Origin of the sequence: Streptomyces sp. NPDC050287 (assembly GCF_044459385.1) — a bacterium.
GTDB lineage: Bacteria > Actinomycetota > Actinomycetes > Streptomycetales > Streptomycetaceae > Streptomyces.
The window spans coordinates 573,799-590,839 of the sequence record NZ_JBITIY010000005.1 but is presented as its reverse complement, the minus strand read 5'-3'; the positions used below and the strand labels follow the sequence as shown (position 1 = coordinate 590,839).

At 71.2% G+C, this 17,041-nt stretch carries 16 protein-coding genes; 7 read left to right on the top strand and 9 right to left on the bottom strand.

The features are described 5' to 3' along the window. Positions 1 to 139: 139 nt before the first annotated feature. The 4 genes from ACIBK3_RS21290 to ACIBK3_RS21275 all read left to right on the top strand — a co-directional run bounded on the left by ACIBK3_RS21290 (position 140) and on the right by ACIBK3_RS21275 (position 4,539). Positions 140 to 1,126, top strand: coding sequence for a carbohydrate ABC transporter permease (locus ACIBK3_RS21290; RefSeq protein ID WP_399367538.1), 987 nt, complete (start codon positions 140 to 142; stop codon positions 1,124 to 1,126). Further along, entirely contained in the window at positions 1,110 to 2,036 is a 927-nt protein-coding gene (locus ACIBK3_RS21285; RefSeq protein WP_399367536.1) for a carbohydrate ABC transporter permease, read from the top strand. The genes ACIBK3_RS21290 and ACIBK3_RS21285 overlap by 17 nt, the downstream gene beginning before the upstream one ends. 44 nt (positions 2,037 to 2,080) lie before the next feature. Then, positions 2,081 to 3,376 (top strand): ABC transporter substrate-binding protein, encoded by a 1,296-nt coding sequence (locus ACIBK3_RS21280; protein ID WP_399367534.1) that lies wholly within the window; start codon positions 2,081 to 2,083, stop codon positions 3,374 to 3,376. Positions 3,377 to 3,543: 167 nt separating this feature from the next. Continuing rightward, positions 3,544 to 4,539 carry a LacI family DNA-binding transcriptional regulator gene (locus tag ACIBK3_RS21275; RefSeq protein WP_399367532.1) on the top strand — a complete coding sequence of 332 codons (996 nt, stop codon included), beginning with the start codon at positions 3,544 to 3,546 and terminating at the stop codon, positions 4,537 to 4,539. Here ACIBK3_RS21275 and ACIBK3_RS21270 read toward each other — a convergent pair. Continuing rightward, positions 4,533 to 5,735: a glycoside hydrolase family 76 protein gene (locus ACIBK3_RS21270; protein WP_399367530.1), complete on the bottom strand. Its 1,203-nt coding sequence runs from the start codon at positions 5,733 to 5,735 to the stop codon at positions 4,533 to 4,535. The two genes, ACIBK3_RS21275 and ACIBK3_RS21270, sit on opposite strands and share 7 nt — an antisense overlap. A 207-nt stretch (positions 5,736 to 5,942) precedes the next feature. After that, positions 5,943 to 7,064 (bottom strand): PLP-dependent cysteine synthase family protein, encoded by a 1,122-nt coding sequence (locus ACIBK3_RS21265; protein ID WP_399367528.1) that lies wholly within the window; start codon positions 7,062 to 7,064, stop codon positions 5,943 to 5,945. A gap of 343 nt (positions 7,065 to 7,407) precedes the next feature. Here ACIBK3_RS21265 and ACIBK3_RS21260 point away from each other — a divergent pair, with 343 nt between their 5' ends. Then, entirely contained in the window at positions 7,408 to 7,731 is a 324-nt protein-coding gene (locus ACIBK3_RS21260) for a hypothetical protein (protein WP_399367526.1), read from the top strand. Positions 7,732 to 7,917: 186 nt separating this feature from the next. Beyond that, complete coding sequence (locus ACIBK3_RS21255) at positions 7,918 to 8,460, top strand: ATP-binding protein (RefSeq protein ID WP_399367524.1); 543 nt, start codon at positions 7,918 to 7,920, stop codon at positions 8,458 to 8,460. 214 nt (positions 8,461 to 8,674) lie between these two features. Here ACIBK3_RS21255 and ACIBK3_RS21250 read toward each other — a convergent pair whose 3' ends face one another. The 6 genes from ACIBK3_RS21250 to ACIBK3_RS21225 form a co-directional block, all read right to left on the bottom strand. Then, a complete protein-coding gene (locus tag ACIBK3_RS21250; RefSeq protein WP_399367522.1) occupies positions 8,675 to 11,236 on the bottom strand; it encodes an ABC transporter permease in 2,562 nt (853 codons plus the stop codon). Continuing rightward, complete coding sequence (locus ACIBK3_RS21245; protein WP_399367520.1) at positions 11,233 to 11,991, bottom strand: ABC transporter ATP-binding protein; 759 nt, start codon at positions 11,989 to 11,991, stop codon at positions 11,233 to 11,235. The genes ACIBK3_RS21250 and ACIBK3_RS21245 overlap by 4 nt, the downstream gene beginning before the upstream one ends. Then, positions 11,988 to 12,305, bottom strand: coding sequence for an SHOCT domain-containing protein (locus ACIBK3_RS21240; RefSeq protein ID WP_399367518.1), 318 nt, complete (start codon positions 12,303 to 12,305; stop codon positions 11,988 to 11,990). Before ACIBK3_RS21240 ends, ACIBK3_RS21245 begins: the two co-directional genes overlap by 4 nt. Before the next feature lie 201 nt (positions 12,306 to 12,506). Further along, positions 12,507 to 12,962 carry an RpiB/LacA/LacB family sugar-phosphate isomerase gene (locus ACIBK3_RS21235; protein WP_399367516.1) on the bottom strand — a complete coding sequence of 152 codons (456 nt, stop codon included), beginning with the start codon at positions 12,960 to 12,962 and terminating at the stop codon, positions 12,507 to 12,509. A gap of 62 nt (positions 12,963 to 13,024) precedes the next feature. Continuing rightward, a complete protein-coding gene (locus ACIBK3_RS21230) occupies positions 13,025 to 14,266 on the bottom strand; it encodes an ROK family protein (RefSeq protein ID WP_399367514.1) in 1,242 nt (413 codons plus the stop codon). A 37-nt stretch (positions 14,267 to 14,303) separates the two neighbouring features. After that, positions 14,304 to 14,945: an alpha-ketoglutarate-dependent dioxygenase AlkB family protein gene (locus ACIBK3_RS21225; protein WP_399367512.1), complete on the bottom strand. Its 642-nt coding sequence runs from the start codon at positions 14,943 to 14,945 to the stop codon at positions 14,304 to 14,306. A gap of 56 nt (positions 14,946 to 15,001) precedes the next feature. On the opposite strand from ACIBK3_RS21225, the gene ACIBK3_RS21220 reads away from it, so the two are divergent. Further along, positions 15,002 to 16,153, top strand: a complete 1,152-nt coding sequence (locus ACIBK3_RS21220) for a methyltransferase (RefSeq protein ID WP_399367510.1) — start codon at positions 15,002 to 15,004, stop codon at positions 16,151 to 16,153. On the opposite strand, the gene ACIBK3_RS21215 is transcribed toward ACIBK3_RS21220, so the two are convergent. Next, positions 16,143 to 17,030, bottom strand: a complete 888-nt coding sequence (locus ACIBK3_RS21215; protein WP_399367508.1) for a ketose-bisphosphate aldolase — start codon at positions 17,028 to 17,030, stop codon at positions 16,143 to 16,145. The two genes, ACIBK3_RS21220 and ACIBK3_RS21215, sit on opposite strands and share 11 nt — an antisense overlap. Positions 17,031 to 17,041: the final 11 nt, after the last annotated feature.

The window sequence follows — 17,041 nt, the reverse complement described above, 5'->3', positions numbered from 1 at the left end:
GGGGCCTGCGCCACGGTGTGCTCACCGCGAAATGGAAACGTTACCTTGAGGGAGCTGGAGACCACCAGAGGGCCGGGGCCGCCCCGGAATCTGGGTCCTGGCCAACTCCTCGTAGGGGAAGAGGAGAAGGTGAGCGCGTGTGACAGCGACTCCGGATCAGCAGACGCACCGACCCCCGCACCCACCGCCGTATCCGCCACCGCGCCGCCTGTGGCGCGGGCGAGGGAAGCTCACCTCGGACACCCGGGCCGCGTACCTGTTCATGTCCCCGGCGCTCGTCGGCTTCACGGTCTTCGTCGTCTACCCGCTGATCCGGTCGGCCTACTTCGCGCTGACGCGGTACAACGGGCTCACCGCACCGACCTTCGTCGGCCTCGACAACTTCCGCCGGATGTTCACCACCGACCCGTCGTTCTGGCCCTCGGTGCGTGCCACCTTGCTGCTGGTCGTCCTGTACGTGCCGCTGTCGTTGGCCATCGGTCTGGCGTTGGCGGTGTTCTGCAACCGGCACATGCGGGGTGTGCGCATGGTGCGCACCCTCATCTACCTTCCGGTGGTGCTGCCCGTGGTCGCCACGATCACCCTGTGGAAGTTCGTCTTCAACCCGCAGGTGGGCCTGGCCAACCAGGTGCTCAAGTGGCTGCACCTGCCGACCAGCGAGTGGCTGTCCGGTTCGAACTCGGCGATACCGTCGATCGTGATCGTCATGCTGTGGAGCGTCGGCTCCACGATGATCATCTTTCTCGCCGCGCTCCAGGCGGTGCCCACCGAGCTCTACGACGCCGCCCGCATCGACGGCGCCGGGCCCCGGACCATATTCTTCAGGATCACCTTGCCGCTGATCAGCCCGATCATGGTGCTGCAGGTCGTGCTGCAACTGGTGACCGCCCTGCAGACCTTCAACCAGCCGAAGATCCTTTCGCCGGACGGGCAGGGCGGACCGGGATTCAGCACCAGGGTCCTGATGCTGTCGATCTACAACAACGGCTTCCCCACGCTCGGCCGGGTCGCCGACTTCGGCTACGCCTCCGCCCAGGTCTGGGTGCTCTTCCTCGTCATCGTCGTCGTGATCGCCGCCACCGCCCGCTTCTCGTCGATTTGGACCTACAGTGACCACGCATCCTGACGTCACGACGGCTGCGGTTCCGGCTCCGTCCCCGCAGCCGACACCCGTCACCACCGACCCCCGGCCGCCCCGCAAGACCGTGCGGACCGCGTCCTGGTACGCCATGGCACTGCTGATCTCCTCGGTGATGGTCCTGCCCATCCTGTGGATGATCACCATCGCCCTGAAGGGTCACTCGGCGGTCTTCCAGGTTCCGCCCCGACTGCTGCCGGACGAGTTCCACTTCGAGAACTTCGTCGACGGACCGAAGGCGATCCACTTCCCACGCCTGCTGCTGAACTCCCTCGTCATCACCGGTCTGTCGGTGATGGGCGGCGTCATGACCTCGATGATGGCCGGATACGCCCTGTCCCGGCTCCGCTTCCCCGGCCGGAAGGTCTGGTTCTACGTCTTCGTCGGCAGCATGATGCTGCCCCCGGTGGTGGGCATCATCCCGCTGTTCCAGCTCTTCAAGGACATCGGCTGGTACGACACATGGCTGCCGTTGATCGTGCCGGCCTGGCTGGGCGGCAATCCGCTGTTCATCTTCCTGGCCCGCCAGTACTTCCTGTCGGTGCCCTACTCCATCGACGAGGCCGCCAAGGTCGACGGCGCCGGACACGTCCGGATCTTCTTCAGCGTCATGCTCCCGATCACCCGGCCGGCCTGGATCACCATGGCCATCCTCGCCTTCCAGTTCTCGTGGAACGACTACCTCAACCCCCTCATCTACCTGTACTCGTCCGAGAAGTGGCCGCTGAGCGTCGGCATGGCCTCCTTCGTCTCCGGGTTCGCCGGCCAGACACCCAGCTGGAACCTCTACATGGCCGCGAACCTGCTCTACATGCTCCCCCCACTGGCCGTGTTCTTCGTGGCCCAGCGCTACTTCATCCAGGGCCTGAGCGCATTGGGCACCGTCAACCAGCGCTGACCGCACCGCGGCCGGCCGACCCGATCACGTACCAGGAGTCCACGTTGAAACGAACACTGCACGCCGCCGGAGCGCTGCTGACGGCAGGGGGACTGCTTGCCACGGCCGCCTGCGGCGGCTCCTCAGGGAAGGCGTCCGGCGGCAAGACCACGGTCACCGTGATGACCTGGGAGTCGAACGCGACCAACCAGCTCATCGACCAGGCCCTGGCCGGCTTCCACGACCCCGACATCACGGTCAAGCGCATCGACACCCCCAACGGCAACTACGGGGACAAGCTCGCCTCCCTCACCCAGGCCAAGAAGCTGCCCGACCTGTTCTGGTGCGGCAACGACACCGAACTGCAGTACACCGGCCAGGGTCTGCTCACCGACTGGTCCGGCAAGCTGTCCGGATCCGGTGCTCTCACCTCCGGTGACTTCTCCCCCACCGCCATCAAGAACTGGAAGACCCCCGACGGAAAGATCGGCGGAGTCCCTTCCCTGCTGAACACCTACGGCGTCTGGTACGACATCGACGCCTTCAAGGCCGCCGGAGTACCCCTGCCGACGGCCGGCTGGACCTGGGACCAGATGTACGAGGCCGCGGGCAAACTGCAGAAGAAGGGCGCCAAGTACGGCCTGGTCGCCGACGCCCTGACCAATCAGGACGCGCCCTTCAGCCTCAGCCTCTACTCCCTGTCCGCCGGCGGCGCACCCTTCGCCGACAGCGTCAACCAGCCCACCAAGGTGACCGCCGACGCGGCCTACACCGAGGGCGTCGGCAAACTCGTGGCGGGCATCAAGAGCGGTGCCGTGGCACCTCCCGGCTACGACGCCTCCAACGCTCAGTCGCTGTTCGCCGCAGGGCAGGTACCGATGCTGTGGAGCGGTCAGTGGCTGGCCGCCGGGTTCCTCACCGACAAGCCGAAGATCAAGTACGGCTTCGCGCCCCTGCCGCAGGTCGACAAGCCGGCCACCCTGTACGACGCGGTGGGCATCTGCACCCCGTCGTACACCAAGAACGCGGACGCCACCTACAAGGTCCTCTCGTACCTCGACTCCACCGTGTGGACCAAGGTGCTGCCCAACTCGCCCGTGGCCGTGCCGGCCTACACCGGCGCCCAGGACGCGTACTTCAACGCGCTGGGCAAGGCCGGCCTGACGACCGTGGCGTCCACCGTCAAGGCGGACCTGGACGCCCCGCTGACCACGGGCGTGCGCTTCACCACCCAGTGGGCCAGCCAGTCCAACGACCAGATCACGGCGTACTGGCCGGACATCCTCAAGGGCAAGAAGCCGCTGTCCGACCTGCAGACCATGACCGGCAAGATCAACGACGTGATCAAGAGCAACGGTTAGCACCGACCCGCGCCAGGACACAGCCCCGGTCACTGTGCTGACCGGGGCGTGCGCACGGTGCTGGAAACGTATCCTGAGGGCGGTCCCCCGGCCGCCCCGGCGATGAAAGTTGGTTTCTCTCCCACGTGAGCAGTCGTTCCCCGCACCGTCAGAACACCAGGCCGACGATGCGCGATGTGGCAGAGCGGGCCGGAGTCGCCGTCGTCACCGTGTCGCGCGTCGTCAACGGCATCGGACCGGTCCGCGAGGAGACCGTCGACCGCGTCAACGCCGCCATCAGCGCCATCGGCTACCAGCGCAACGAAATCGCGCGATCGCTCCGCCCCGGGCAGAACTCCATGACCATCGGGCTGCTGCTGGGCGACCTCACCAACCCGTTCTACGCGTCCCTGGCCAAGGCGGCCGTCGAGGTGGCGAACCGGGCCGGGTACGCGGTGCTCCTCAGCACCGCCGACGAGGACCCGGAGGTCGAGCGACGGGCGGTGGGCGAGCTCATCGGCCGCCGGGTCGCCGGTCTCATCATCGTGCCCGACCAGGGCGACCATGCCTTCCTCGACGAGGTGAACGCCCACGACCGGGTGCCCATCGTCTTCGTCGACCGGCCCGCCACCGGCGCCGAGGCCGACGTCGTGCTGGTCGACAACGAGGGCGGCGGAGCGGCGGCGACAGAGCACCTCATCGACCACGGCCACCGCCGGATCGCGATCCTGGTCGCGCCCTCGTACTACACCACCGGCCGCAGGCTGCGCGGCTACCGCAAGGCCCTGCGGCGCAGCGGCATCCCCGTCGACGAGGACCTGGTCGTCACCCTGCGGCGCGGCACCACGCAAGACGCCAGCGCCGCCACCCACGCTCTGCTGACATCGGCGCGGCCGCCGACGGCGGTCTTCTCGACCACGGGCTTCCTCACCGAGGGCGTTCTGCGGGCGCGCCAGCAACTGCACGCGCCCGTCGCGGTGGTGGGATTCGACGACTTCAAGCTGGCCGACATGCTCCCGACGCCGGTCACGGTGGTGGCCTCCGACACCGAGGAACTCGGCCGCCACGCCGCCCGTCTGCTCATCGACCGCATCGGCGGTGAGGACGCCCCCACCGGCAGGACCGTGCTGCCGGTGCGGCTCATCGCCCGGGGCACGGGGGAACTGCGCCCCCAGTCTCAGTAGAGCGTCGGCCAGAGGGCTCGGGGCCACGCGAGCACGGCGTAGAGCTGTGCCAGGGCCGCCTGCTGGATCGCCTGCGTGCCGCCGGAGGAGTCGAAGTGCACCAGTCCGGTCGCGGGGTCACGCATGGTGGACCAGACCTGGTCGGCGTAGTCGGCCATCGCGCGATGGTATGTGCCGTCCCCGGTCACCGACTCCAGGAGCAGCAGGTTCTTGAAGAAGATCGAGTTGAAGAACACCGGCTGGCTGAACAGCCGCCCCTGCGTGACGTAGTACGCGTACGCGGCCTCGGCGATCTGTTGGGCCCGACGCAGATAGACGCGATCGCCGGTCGCCCGGTGGAGCAGGACGTTGACGCCCACCGGAACACCCTGGTTGTACGACCAGATGGTCTTCTCGATGGTGCCCTTGAGGTCGAGATGGTCCCAGTACAGTGCGCCGGGGCTCTGCAGATGGGTGTTCGTCCAGTCGTAGAACCGTCGTGACCAGTCCAGGTAGTCGCTCTCCCCGGTGATCAGGTGGAGACGCAGGCCGAGTTGGGCGCCCGGCATGTTCGAGACCGTGTTGCGGTCGTTGCTCCAGGTCGCCTGTGTCCAGAAGACCCCGCCGGGGGCGGCGTGCGAAGCGTCGGTGTCCCAGCCGGACTTGACGAGGGCGAAGATCTCCTTCGCGCGTGCCAGCGCGGCTTTGTCCCCGGTCTGCAGATGGCGCTGGACCTTCGCCAGGCCGACCCACTCGTTGTCGTCGTAGAACATGTCGCCGCCCGAGCCGTACGGAGCGACGGGGTAGGAAGCGTATCCGGGCAGCCCGGTCGTGCCTCCGCCGGCGTTCCAGTAGTGCTCCTGGGCCTTCGCCCGGGCGGCCAGCTCCGACTCGTACGGCTTGTCCACCGCCGCGAGGTCCAGAGCGGCGATGTGCGCCTGGGAGAAGGGCCATTCGTAGGAGTACGCGTTGTCGCCCGAGGCCGCCGGATACTGCTCGCGGACCAGTCCGGATCCGTCCGTGGTACCGAGGTACTTGTCCAGGGCGGCGTAGGCGGCTCTGGCGCGGGACAGTGCGCGGGACCGGTGTGCCGCGTCCTCCGGGTTGCCGCCGTCCGCGGCGTCCGCGGTCGCGGTGGAAGTTGCCGCCATCGTGGCCATGGCCATGGCCGTGAGACCGGAGCCCATCAGCGCCCGGCGGGAGGGATACGCGCGCATGGAAACGTCTCCATTCTGTAGCGGCATCTGAGCCGATGGAAACGTTGTCATGGGTCCCCTGGAGCCGTCAACGGTCCGGACGGCACCAGTAGTCCAGGGCGGTGATCGGTGCGAGGCGATCCTGTATTGAGCGGCCACGCGCGACTGGCGCGACCGTTGACGTCGGCTGCTGGTCAGTTGGCCGAGTGGAGGTCCCTCACCAGCCCCTCAGCGCCAGACGCCCGTCTCCAGCAGCGAGGTGATGGCCGCCGTGTACGGCTCGATGTCCAGGCCCTGTTCCGCGAGCCACGCGTCGGAGTAGTACTTGTCTAGGTAGCGGTCCCCGGGGTCGCACAGCAGGGTGACCACACTCCCCGGCCGGCCCTCGGCGACCATCTCGGCGACGATCTTCAACGCGCTCCACAGCCCGGTGCCCGTGGAGCCGCCCGCCCGGCGGCCGATGGCCTGCTCCAGGGCGCGTACGGCGGCGACGCTCGCGGCGTCCGGGACCTTCATCATGCGGTCGATCGCGCCGGGCACGAAGCTCGGTTCCATGCGCGGCCGGCCGATGCCCTCGATACGGGAGCCGCAGTCGCAGGTGACGTCCGGATCGCCGGTGGTCCAGCCGTCGAAGAAACACGAGTTCTCCGGATCGGCGACACAGACGCGGGTGTCGTACTGCATGTAGTGGACGTAGCGCGCGAGGGTCGCCGAGGTGCCGCCGGTGCCCGCCGTGGCGACGATCCACGCGGGCTCCGGGAACCGCTCCAACTCCAGCTGACGGAAGATGGATTCGGCGATGTTGTTGTTGCCGCGCCAGTCCGTGGCCCGTTCCGCGTAGGTGAACTGGTCCATGTAGTGGCCGCCGGTGTCCACCGCCAGGCGGGCGGACTCCTCGTACATCCTGCGCGAGTCGTCCACGAAGTGGCACTGACCGCCGTGGAACTCGATCAGGCGGATCTTCTCGGCGCTGGTCGTGCGCGGCATGACGGCGATGAAGGGCACGCCGATCAGTTTGGCGAAGTACGCCTCGGACACGGCCGTCGAGCCGCTGGACGCCTCGATCACCGGGCGGCCCGGCCGGATCCAGCCATTGCACAGGCCGTAGAGGAAGAGGGAGCGGGCCAGCCGGTGCTTGAGGCTGCCGGTGGGGTGGGTCGACTCGTCCTTGAGGTACAGGTCGATGCCCCACCGCTCGGGCAGCGGGAAGCGCAGCAGATGGGTGTCGGCCGAGCGGTTGGCGTCGGCCTGGACCTTGCGGACGGCCTCTTTCAGCCAGCCGCGGTAGGCGGCGTCGCTGTGGTCGACGTCGAGGGTTTCGCCGGTCCTGGTCTGTTGGGGGGTGCTCACGGCGGGGCTCCTTAGGCTGCGCGCCGACGGCGCGTCACGCGGTCGGCACACCGATCATAGACACCTGCAGCACGCTTCTCACCTGCATAAACATCCCTTTGAGGGCCTCAAAGGGAACCCTGGGGCGCTGCGGGACGCGGCCATGGGGGCGCATTCGCGCGAGTGCTTCGGGCGCCCCCGGGGAGGCGGCCACGCGCACTGGTGCTCGGCGCCGGGGGCGGGCAGACTGCCCGTCGGGACGAAGGTCCGGGCGGGGGCGCACACTGGATCACGACAGGAACAGGTCATCGGCCCGTGCGGGAACGCAGGTCGACAGACGCACAGGCGCGAGGGGGCGGGGCGGATGGCGGAGCCGGAGTTCAGGGCGACGGGCGTGCGGATCGGGAAGCGGCTGCGCTCGCTCACCCGGGCCGGCCAGGTTCGGATCAGCGGCGGCAGGCTCGAGTTGCTCACCAGTTACGGCAGTGAGATCGACAGCGCGCCGGTGCAGGCGGTGCGCGCCTCCAAGCCCTGGTTCGCCCCGGACGACCGGGCCCTGGCCGACCTCAACGGCAAGCGGTACCTGCTCACCCTGGGCGCCCACGACCCGGCCCCGGGCGAGCCTGGTCCGCCGGCGGCACGCCGGTTCATCGAAGCCGTACGGAGGGCTGCGGGGCGTAGCGGCTGAGTCACCGCGAGTTGCGGGACGGCACCCCCTGCGTCACGCTGGTCTCACATCACTCTGGGTTTACCGGCGATTACGCTGCGAACCAGCCCGCCGGGCACGACAGCAGGCGGCTGTGTCACGCAGGCACTTGCTGGATCGATCCGAACTCCGTGTTCTTCCGGACCTCTATGTCGGGGAGTCGCAGCCGTGATCAGTCACCCAAGCAGGCACTGCACGGTGGAGCTCCAAGCCCTGCCGTCGCGGATCGGCCAGGTCCGCAGAATCGTATCGGCGCAGTTGCGCTACTGGCATCTCGATCCGCTCATAGACCGGGCGGCCCTCGGTGTGACCGAGTTGTTGACCAACGTCCACCGACACGCCCGGCCCGACAAGACATGCACGGTCGAGATCGAGCTGGTCCTCGACCGGCTCAAGGTCTCGGTGCGCGACCACGACCCGCGGCTGCCGGTCGTGGGATCCCTCGACGACGCGGATCCGCTCGCGACCTGCGGGCGCGGGCTCGCGATGGTCGCCGCGGTCAGCGAGAGCTGGGGCGTACATCCGGACGGCGAGTCCGGCAAGGTCGTGTGGTTCACGCTGCCCACACCGTCGTCCACCCGGGCGAAGTCCGCGCGGCCGCCCCGCCGTCAGCTCGTGGACACGCCCGCACACCGGTTCCCGGAGGTCGAGCACGCCGTCGACCTGGGCCGACCGGAACGCGCTCCCGCCCGGTCGGCCGTTGCCGGCTGAGCGGGCGGGTTGTCCGGCTCGTTCGCCTGCGGGGCGCGCCTCAGCCGGAGTTGAGACAGCGACCGTGCTCGACCCTGGGCCGCCGCTGTCCCCCACGTTCGCCGTCAGCGCGCGGGGAATTCCCATACCGTCTCGACACCGGCGCGCCCCTCCCGCTCTCTCGCGGCCGACGCGTCGGAACACCCGGCCTCGGTGGGCCCTTGCCGCCCCTCGGTCACTCCGTGGCGATGGCCCGCAGGATGTCCAGGCGTGCCGCGCGCCGGGCCGGTCGCAGGCCCGCGAGGGCTCCGGCCGCGAGGCCCACCAGTGCCACCGCCGTCAGCTGCAGGGGCGGCATCGCGAAGGCGAAGGCGCTGTCGCTCGCCCCGTCCGAGGCCTTCACCAGCACCCAGCCGAGGAAGCCGCCGAGGGCGAGTCCGCCGACCGTGCCGAAAGCGGCGACCAGGACGGACTCCCAGCGGACCATGGCCCGCAGCTGGGCGCGGGTCTGGCCGACAGCCCGCAGGAGGCCCAGTTCGCGGGTGCGCTCGTGGATCGCCAGGGTGAGGGTGTTGGCGATGCCGAGGAGCGCGATGAGCACCGCGAGGGCGAGCAGCGCGTAGACCAGCGTGAGCATCATGTCGATGCCGCCGGCCGATGACTGCGCGTACTCGTCGCGGGTCTGCACCTCGGGGTCGCCGTACCGCTCGGCGACCTTCTCCACCGCCGCCTTGCCGGCGTCCGTGCTCACGCCGTCCTTGAAGGAGACGGCGAGCAGGGTGTCGGAGTCCTGGGTGCGGTGCGGGGCCCAGGCGGCGCGGGTGATGACGTAGTCACCGGCGAGCTCGGAGCGGCCGTAGACCGCACGGACGGTGAAGGTCTCCTTCTTGCCGTCGGTGAAGGCGAGTTGTGCCGTGTCGCCGGTCTTCAGGCCCTGCTTGTCGGCCTCGGTCCTGGTGAGGGCGATGCCGTCGGTGCCGAGGTCGCCGAGGGAGCCGTCGATCGTGCCGAGGTCGAAGGTGCGCTCCAGGGCGAGCGGGTCAGTGACGGTCAACGCCCGTCCCCTCCCGTCGACTTCGGCGACGCCACGGCCGAGTCCCACGGCCGTGTCCACCTGGGGCAGTCGCTGAACCGCTCCGGCGAGCGCCGGGCTCAGGCCGCTGCCGCCCGCGCCGAACGACGGGGTGCTGACGGCCACGTCGCCCGCGAAGGACCGGGACACCGTCTGGTCCATGGTCGCCTTCAGGGAGGCGCCGAACACCGTGAACAGCGACACCACGGCCACGCCGATCATGAGCGCGCCGGCGGTGGCGGCCGTGCGCTTCGGGCTGCGCAGGGCGTTGCGCCGGGCGAGGGCGCCGGTGACGCCGCGGAGCTTGTCGAGGGGACTGCCGAGCACCCGTACGACGGTCGTGGAGGCGACCGGGCCCAGCACCACGAAGGAGGCCAGGGCCAGGACGGCGCCGGCTCCCGCCAGCCAGAGGGACGGCGAGACGAGGACGCCGGTGAGGGTGGTCGCGAGCGCGAGGGCGGCCAGGCCCAGACCGGTCACGGCACGGACGCGGGAGGCGCCGGAGGAGTCGACAGCCGTCTCGCGCAGGGCGGCCAGCGGCGCGGTGCGGCCGGCGCGTACGGCGGGCAGCAGGGCGGAGCTCAGGCAGACCACGATGCCGACCGCGAGCGGCAGCGCCATCGAGAGTCCGCTGATCACCAAGTCACTGTCGGGGAAGGGGAATCCGATGGCCGGGAACAGGGCCCGCAGTCCGGCGGCGATGCCGATGCCGCCCGCCAGGCCCGCGGCCGACGCCAGCACGGCCACGGCGCTCGCCTCGACGAGGGCGGTGCCGGTGACCTGACGGCGCGAGGCGCCCAGCGCCCGCAACAGGGCGTTCTCACGGGTGCGTTGGGCGACGACGATGGCGAAGGTGTTGTGGATGGAGAAGGTCGCGACCAGCAGGGCGACCCCGGAGAACACCAGCAGGAAGAGGGTGAAGACGGTCAGGAACCGGCTGGAGATCATGTCGGTGTTCTCCTGGGCGGACTCCTGACCGGTGATGGCCTCGACTCCCTCGGGCAGTACGGGAGTCAGCCGGTCCACGAGTTCTCCCTGGCTCACTCCGGGTCCGGCCCGCACCTGGATGCTCGCGGCCTCGCCGGGCCGGGCCGTCAGGTATTTCTCGGCGTCGGCCTGGGTCATGCCGGTGAAGGTCACCTGCGCCATGCCGTCCTCGCCGCCGAAGGTCGCCAGGCCCACGATCGTCACCCTCACGGGGCCGGGCGTCCGCAGGGTGGTCGTGTCGCCGATCTTCAGGTCGCCCTTCTCGGCGGTCCCGCGGTTGACGACGACCTCCCCGGACTTCTGAGGGGCCCGGCCCTCCGCCAGCCGGTACGGGTTGAGCTCCGGGTCGGTGATCCAGTTCCCGGCGAGGGTGGGCGGGCCCTGGCCGCCGATGGGTTTGCCGTTCGCGCCGACCAGTTGGCCGGCGCCCTGGATGTCGGGCGCCGCGGCGGCGACGCCCGGGACCTTCTCGACGGTGTTCACCAGGTCCGTGCGGACGGGCCGGCGTACGCCCTGGCTCTCGCCGGGGGTGGTGATGGCGTCGGCGCCGCGGACGACGGCGTCGGTGCCGCTGGTCGCGTCGCCGAACATGGTGTCGAAGCCGGCGCGCAGCGTGTCGCCCATGACGAGGGTCCCGGTGAGAAAGGCGACGCCGAGGAACACCGCGAGGAACGTCCCCGCGAAGCGCCGCTTGTGGGCACGCAGGGAGGCCGCGCTCAGGCGCACGGAGGCGTTCACGAGGGCACCTCGAGGGCTTTCATCCGGTCCAGGACCTTCTCGGCGGTCGGCGATTGCATGCGGTCGACCAGGCGTCCGTCGGCCAGGAAGACGACCTCGTCGGCGTGGGCGGCGGCGACCGGGTCGTGAGTGACCATGACGACCGTGCGGGCCGTTCGGCGCACCGCGCGGCCGAGCAGTCCGAGGACCTCCTCGCCGGAGCGGGAGTCGAGGTTTCCGGTCGGTTCGTCGGCGAAGACGACGTCCGGCCGGCCGGCGAACGCCCGGGCCACGGCGACGCGTTGCTGCTGTCCGCCGGAGAGTTCGCAGGGCCGGTGGTGGAGCCGGTCGCGCAGACCGACGACGTCGATCAGCGCGTCGGTCCACTCCGGGTCGCCCCTGGTGCCCGCGAGGTCCAGCGGCAGCGTGATGTTCTCCGCGACGGTCAGCGTCGGCACCAGGTTGAACGCCTGGAACACGAAGCCGACGCGGTCGCGGCGCAGCAGGGTGAGGCGGCGGTCGTCGAGGGAGCCCAGTTCGGTGTCGCCGATGTGGGCGGCGCCCGAGGTGAGGGTGTCGAGGCCGGCCGCGCAGTGCATCAGGGTCGACTTGCCGGAGCCCGAGGGCCCCATGATCGCGGTGAAGCGGCCGGCCGGGAAGTCGACGCTCACCCCGTCCAGGGCCCTCACCTCGGTGTCGCCCCTGCCGTACACCTTCACGGCGTCGACGACGCGGGCGGCCGGCAGGGTGCCGACGGCGGCGGTCGTGGTGGTCATGCCGCACCGCCCTTGCCCGTACGGCCGAACTGCTCGTCCAGGACGGACAGCCGGCGCCAGTACTCGTCCTCGTCGATCTCGCCGGAGGCGAAGCGCCGGCCGAGCATCGCGATCGGCGAGTCGCCGGACGGGGCGGTGTCGCCCGCCGCACGCCAGGGTCCGCCGTCTCCCGGGGCGCCCCACGGTCCACGGCGTCCGCGCCGGACGGTGCGGCGCAGGACGGTGACGACGCCGATCACGACGGCCGCCCAGATGAGGGGGAAGAACAGGATCCACGGGCCGGGTCCGCCGTCCCAGTGCGCCAGGGTCTGCATCTCGGGTCATCTCCTCGGTGGGGTCTTCCGGTGATGCCTCGAGACTGCCGCCGAGGAGGGGCCCGGGTCGTCGTACGGCCAGCGGCAATCGGCGTACCTCCCGGGGAGTACGTACGGACGCTTCCACTGCTCCTTGAGGTCTCGGCGGACTCAATGGACTCGGCGGACTGGGCGGACGGCGCGCTCGAACGAGCCGGTGATCTACGAGGAGGCCCTGCCGTGGTCCAGGCGTCCGACGTGGGCCACGTTCTCGCGGTCCTCGGTCTCCTGGCTCGCTTCCGCGGCGAACCAGGCGTCGAGGATCTCCTTGAGCAGCGGCTCGGAGGTGAGCCGGAGGCTGAGGGCGAGCACGTTGGCGTCGTTCCAGCGGCGGGCGCCGCCGGCGGTGTAGGCGTCGGTGCACAGGGCCGCGCGGACGCCGGGCACCTTGTTCGCGGCGATGGAGGCGCCGGTGCCGGTCCAGCAGCACACGACCGCCTGGTCGGCCCGGCCGTCCGCGACCTCACGGGCCGCGGCCTGCGAGCAGACGGCCCATTGGGGGTCGTCGCCGGGGCGGAGCGCCCCGTGGGCGACCACCTCGTGGCCGCGCGCCCGCAGTTCCGCCACGAGGCCGCGCGCGACCGGTTCGTCCATGTCCGAGGAGACGGAGATCCGCATGCCGCGAGCCTACTCGGCGCGGTGGTGCGTGTCGGCTCGGCGGGCACCCACGTCGGCGGCGGCTACGTCAGTGCCCCCAGAGGGTCGTCCAGGACCGGCTGCCAGGCCAGTTCCGCGGCGCCGACCAGGCTGTTGTGGTCGAGGGTGCAGGCGAGGATGGGGACGCCGCCGCTCTGTCCCCACAGGCTGCGGTCGGCGACGACCGCGCGCAGCCGGTCGGGGTCGGCGTCGAGGAGGGTGCGGTGCAGGCCGCCGAGGATGATGCGGTCCGGGTTGAGGATGTTGACCAGGCCCGCGAGGCCGAGTCCGAGCCGGTCGATGAGGGCCTCGGTGGCGGTGCGGACGGACGGGTCGTCGTAGTGGTCGCGGATCAGGTCGTTGGCGAGTTGGAGCAGGGACACCTCCGGGCCGGGGTCGCGGCCGGCGGCCGTGAGGAAGGCCAGCGGGTCGGCCTCGACGTCCAGGCAGCCGCGGCTGCCGCAGTGGCAGGGGCGGCCCTCGGGGTGGACGGTGAGGTGGCCGACTTCGAGGGCCAGGCCCGAACTCCCGGTGTGCAGGCGCCCGTCCAGCACCAGCGCGCCGCCCACACCCCGGTGTCCGGTGGCCACGCACAGCAGATCGCGGGCGCCGCGGCCCGCGCCGTGCCGGTGCTCGGCGAGGGCGGCGAGGTTGACGTCGTTGGCCGCGAACGCCGGGCCGGTGATGCCGGCCGCGCGCACGCACTCCTCGAAGATGCGCCGCACCGGAGCGCCCGCCGGCCAGGCCAGGTGCAGCGGGTTCAGCGCGAGCCCGTCCGGTTCGGCGACCGCGGACGGCACGGCGAGGCCCGCGCCGACGCAACGGCGGCCGGTGGTACGCAGCAGTTCCGCCCCGGCTTCCACGACCGAGCCGAGGACCTTCGCCGGGTCCGCGTCCACGGTCTCACAGCCGGGCGCGGTGGCCACGATACGGCCGCCAAGGCCGACCAGGGCCGCCCGGAACCCGTCGGCGTGCACCTGAGCGGCGAGGACGACGGGGCCGTCCTCGGCGACCGCGAGCCGGTGCGAGGGCCGCCCCTGCGAACCGGCCGCCGCGCCGGGCCGGGCGTCCACCCGGATCAGCCCGAGCGCCTCCAGTTCGGCGGCGACGGCCCCGGCGGTGGCCCGGGTCACGCCGAGCTCGGCGGTGAGGACGGCGCGGGTCGGCGCGCGTCCGGTGTGCACGAGTTCCAGGGCGGGCCCGAGCGCGCCCCTTCCCCGGTCCAGCCGCGTCCTGTGGGTGGTCGTCCCTTCCCCCGCCGTCCGGGGGTCCGCCTTCCCGCTCATGAGGGGGAGTCTCCCATGATCCGCGGAGAGAGCCGGTCTACAGGCCGCTGACCCGGAGCGTGATGTTCAGCCGTCCGGTCAGGCCCAGTTCCGGCGGCGCGGTGCCCGGCCGTACCCGCGGCACGCCGTGGTGGGCGAGTCGGGAGGGGCCGCCGAAGACGAAGAGGTCGCCGCTGCGCAGTTCGACGTCGGTGTAGGGGCGGGTCCGGGTCTCGGTGTTGCCGAAGCGGAAGACGCAGGTGTCGCCGAGGCTCAGGGAGACCACCGGGGCGTCCGACTTCTCGTCGCTGTCGCGGTGCATGCCCATGCGGGCGTCGCCGTCGTAGAAGTTGATGAGCGCGATGTCGTACGGGGCCGCCTGCTCCCCCAGCGTCTCCCGCACCGCGCGGCGGCCCAGCTCGCCCAGCCGGCCGGGGAACGGCTTCACGGGCGCGCCGTCACCGTCGACGACCGTGCGGGCGTAGCCGTACGGATACCAGTGCCAGCCCAGACAGACCTGGCGGGCGGTCATGGTGCCGCCGCCGGGTGTGCGGACCGTCCGCAGGCCGGCCGGCGGGCGCGCCCACGCGCGGCAGGCCGCCACCAGCTCCCGCTGCCCCTCCAGGTCCAGCCAGTCCGGCACGTGCACCGCGCCTGGCGCGACCTGTGTACGGGCCCGGGGGAAGAGCTCGGTGTCCATACCGTCCATCCTGCCCGACCAGGCCTGAGCTGCGCCTCGGCTAGCCTTGACGCACGATGAACGACCGTATGACGACTCCCTGGGGCGAGCTCGAGCTGTCCCGCTTCCCCGAGGACCCTCGCGACCGGCTGCGTGCCTGGGACGCCTCCGACGCCTACCTGCTGGGGTACCTGGCCGACGAGAAGGTCCCGCTGTCCGGCACGGTCGTGGTGCTCGGGGACCGGTGGGGCGCGTTGGTCACGGCGCTCGCGGCACACCGGCCGACGCAGATCACGGACTCCTTCCTCACCCAGGAGGCGACCCGGGCCAACCTCGCCCGCAACGGTGTCGAGAGCGGCTCGGTGGAGCTGCTGACCACGCAGGACGCGCCGCCCGCCCGCGTCGACGTCCTGCTGGTGCGGGTGCCGAAGAGCCTGGCGCTCCTGGAGGACCAACTGCTGCGGCTGGCGCCCGCGGTGCACGAGGGGACGGTCGTCGTCGGCACCGGCATGGTCAAGGAGATCCACACCTCGACCCTCCAGCTGTTCGAGCGGATCCTTGGGCCGACGCGGACCTCGCTCGCCGAGAAGAAGGCGCGGCTCGTCTTCTGCGCGCCGAAGCCGACGCCGTCGCGGGAGTCGGGCCCCGGCCCCTGGCCGTACCGCTACGCCCTGCCCGACGGCATCGGTCCGCTCTCGGGGCGCACGGTCGTCAATCACGCGGGTGTTTTCTGCGCCGACCGGCTGGACATCGGCACCCGGTTCTTCCTCCAGCATCTGCCGGCCGTCAAGGACGCGCGGCGGGTGGTGGACCTGGGGTGCGGCAACGGTGTGGTCGGCACCGCGGTGGCGCTGGCCGGTCCCGAGGCCCAGGTGCTGTTCGTGGACGAGTCCTTCCAGGCCGTGGCCTCGGCGCAGGCCACGTACACGGCGAACGGTGGGCCCGGGCACGCCGAGTTCCGGGTCGGGGACGGGCTGGCGGGGGTGCCGGCCGGGAGCGTCGACCTGGTGCTCAACAATCCGCCCTTCCACTCGCACCAGGCGACGACCGACACGACGGCGTGGCGGATGTTCACCGACGCCCAGCGGGTGCTGTGTCCCGGAGGCGAGCTGTGGGTCGTCGGCAACCGGCACCTCGGGTACCACGTGAAGCTGCGGCGGCTGTTCGGCAACTGCCAACTGGTCGCAAGTGACCCGAAGTTCGTGGTGCTCAAGGCCGTCAGGAAGTAGCGGCGGCCGTTCCGGCGGGCGCGGCCGGCCGGTCGAGTGCCCGGATGACGCCGGCGACCGTGCGTGCCATCGCCTCCCGTCCCACGCTCAGGTAGGTGCGGGAGTCGACCGCCTCTGGGTGGGCGGCCAGGAACTCCCGGATCGCGCCGGTCATGGCGAGGTTGAGCGCGGTGCCGATGTTCACCTTGGCGATGCCGCCCGCGACGGCGGCGGCGAGTTCGTCGTCCGGCACGCCGGAGGAGCCGTGCAGGACGAGGGGCACGTCCAGGGTTCCGGCCAGCCGTTCGAGGAGGGTGTGGTCGAGGGTGGCGGTGCGGGTGGTCATGGCGTGCGAGCTGCCGATGGCGACGGCGAGGGCGTCCACCCCGGAGTCCGCGACGAAGGCACCGGCCTCGGCCGGGTCGGTACGCGCTCCGGGCGCGTGGGCGTTCAGCGCCGCCTCACCTTCCTTCCCGCCGACCCGCCCCAGCTCGGCCTCCACCCACAGTCCCCGGGCGTGCGCCCAGTCGGCGGCGGCTCTGGTCGCGGCGAGGTTCTCGGCGTACGGCAGGTGGGAGCCGTCGTACATGACGGAGCTGAATCCGGCGTCGGGCGCCTGGCGCAGCAGGTCGTCGCTCTGGACGTGGTCGAGGTGCAGCGCGACGGGCACGGTGGCGCCTTCGCAAGCGGCGACGGCCGCGCGGGCGAGCGGGAGCAGCCGTCCGTAGCGGAACTTGACGGCGTTCTCGCTGACTTGGAGGACGACGGGGGAACTCACCGACTCCGCACCGGCGATGACGGCCTCGACGTGTTCGAGGGTGATGACGTTGAAGGCGGCGACCGCCACGTGGGCCGCGGCGGCGCGGCCGACGAGTTCGCCGGTGGTCACGAGGGGCACGGCTGGTCCTT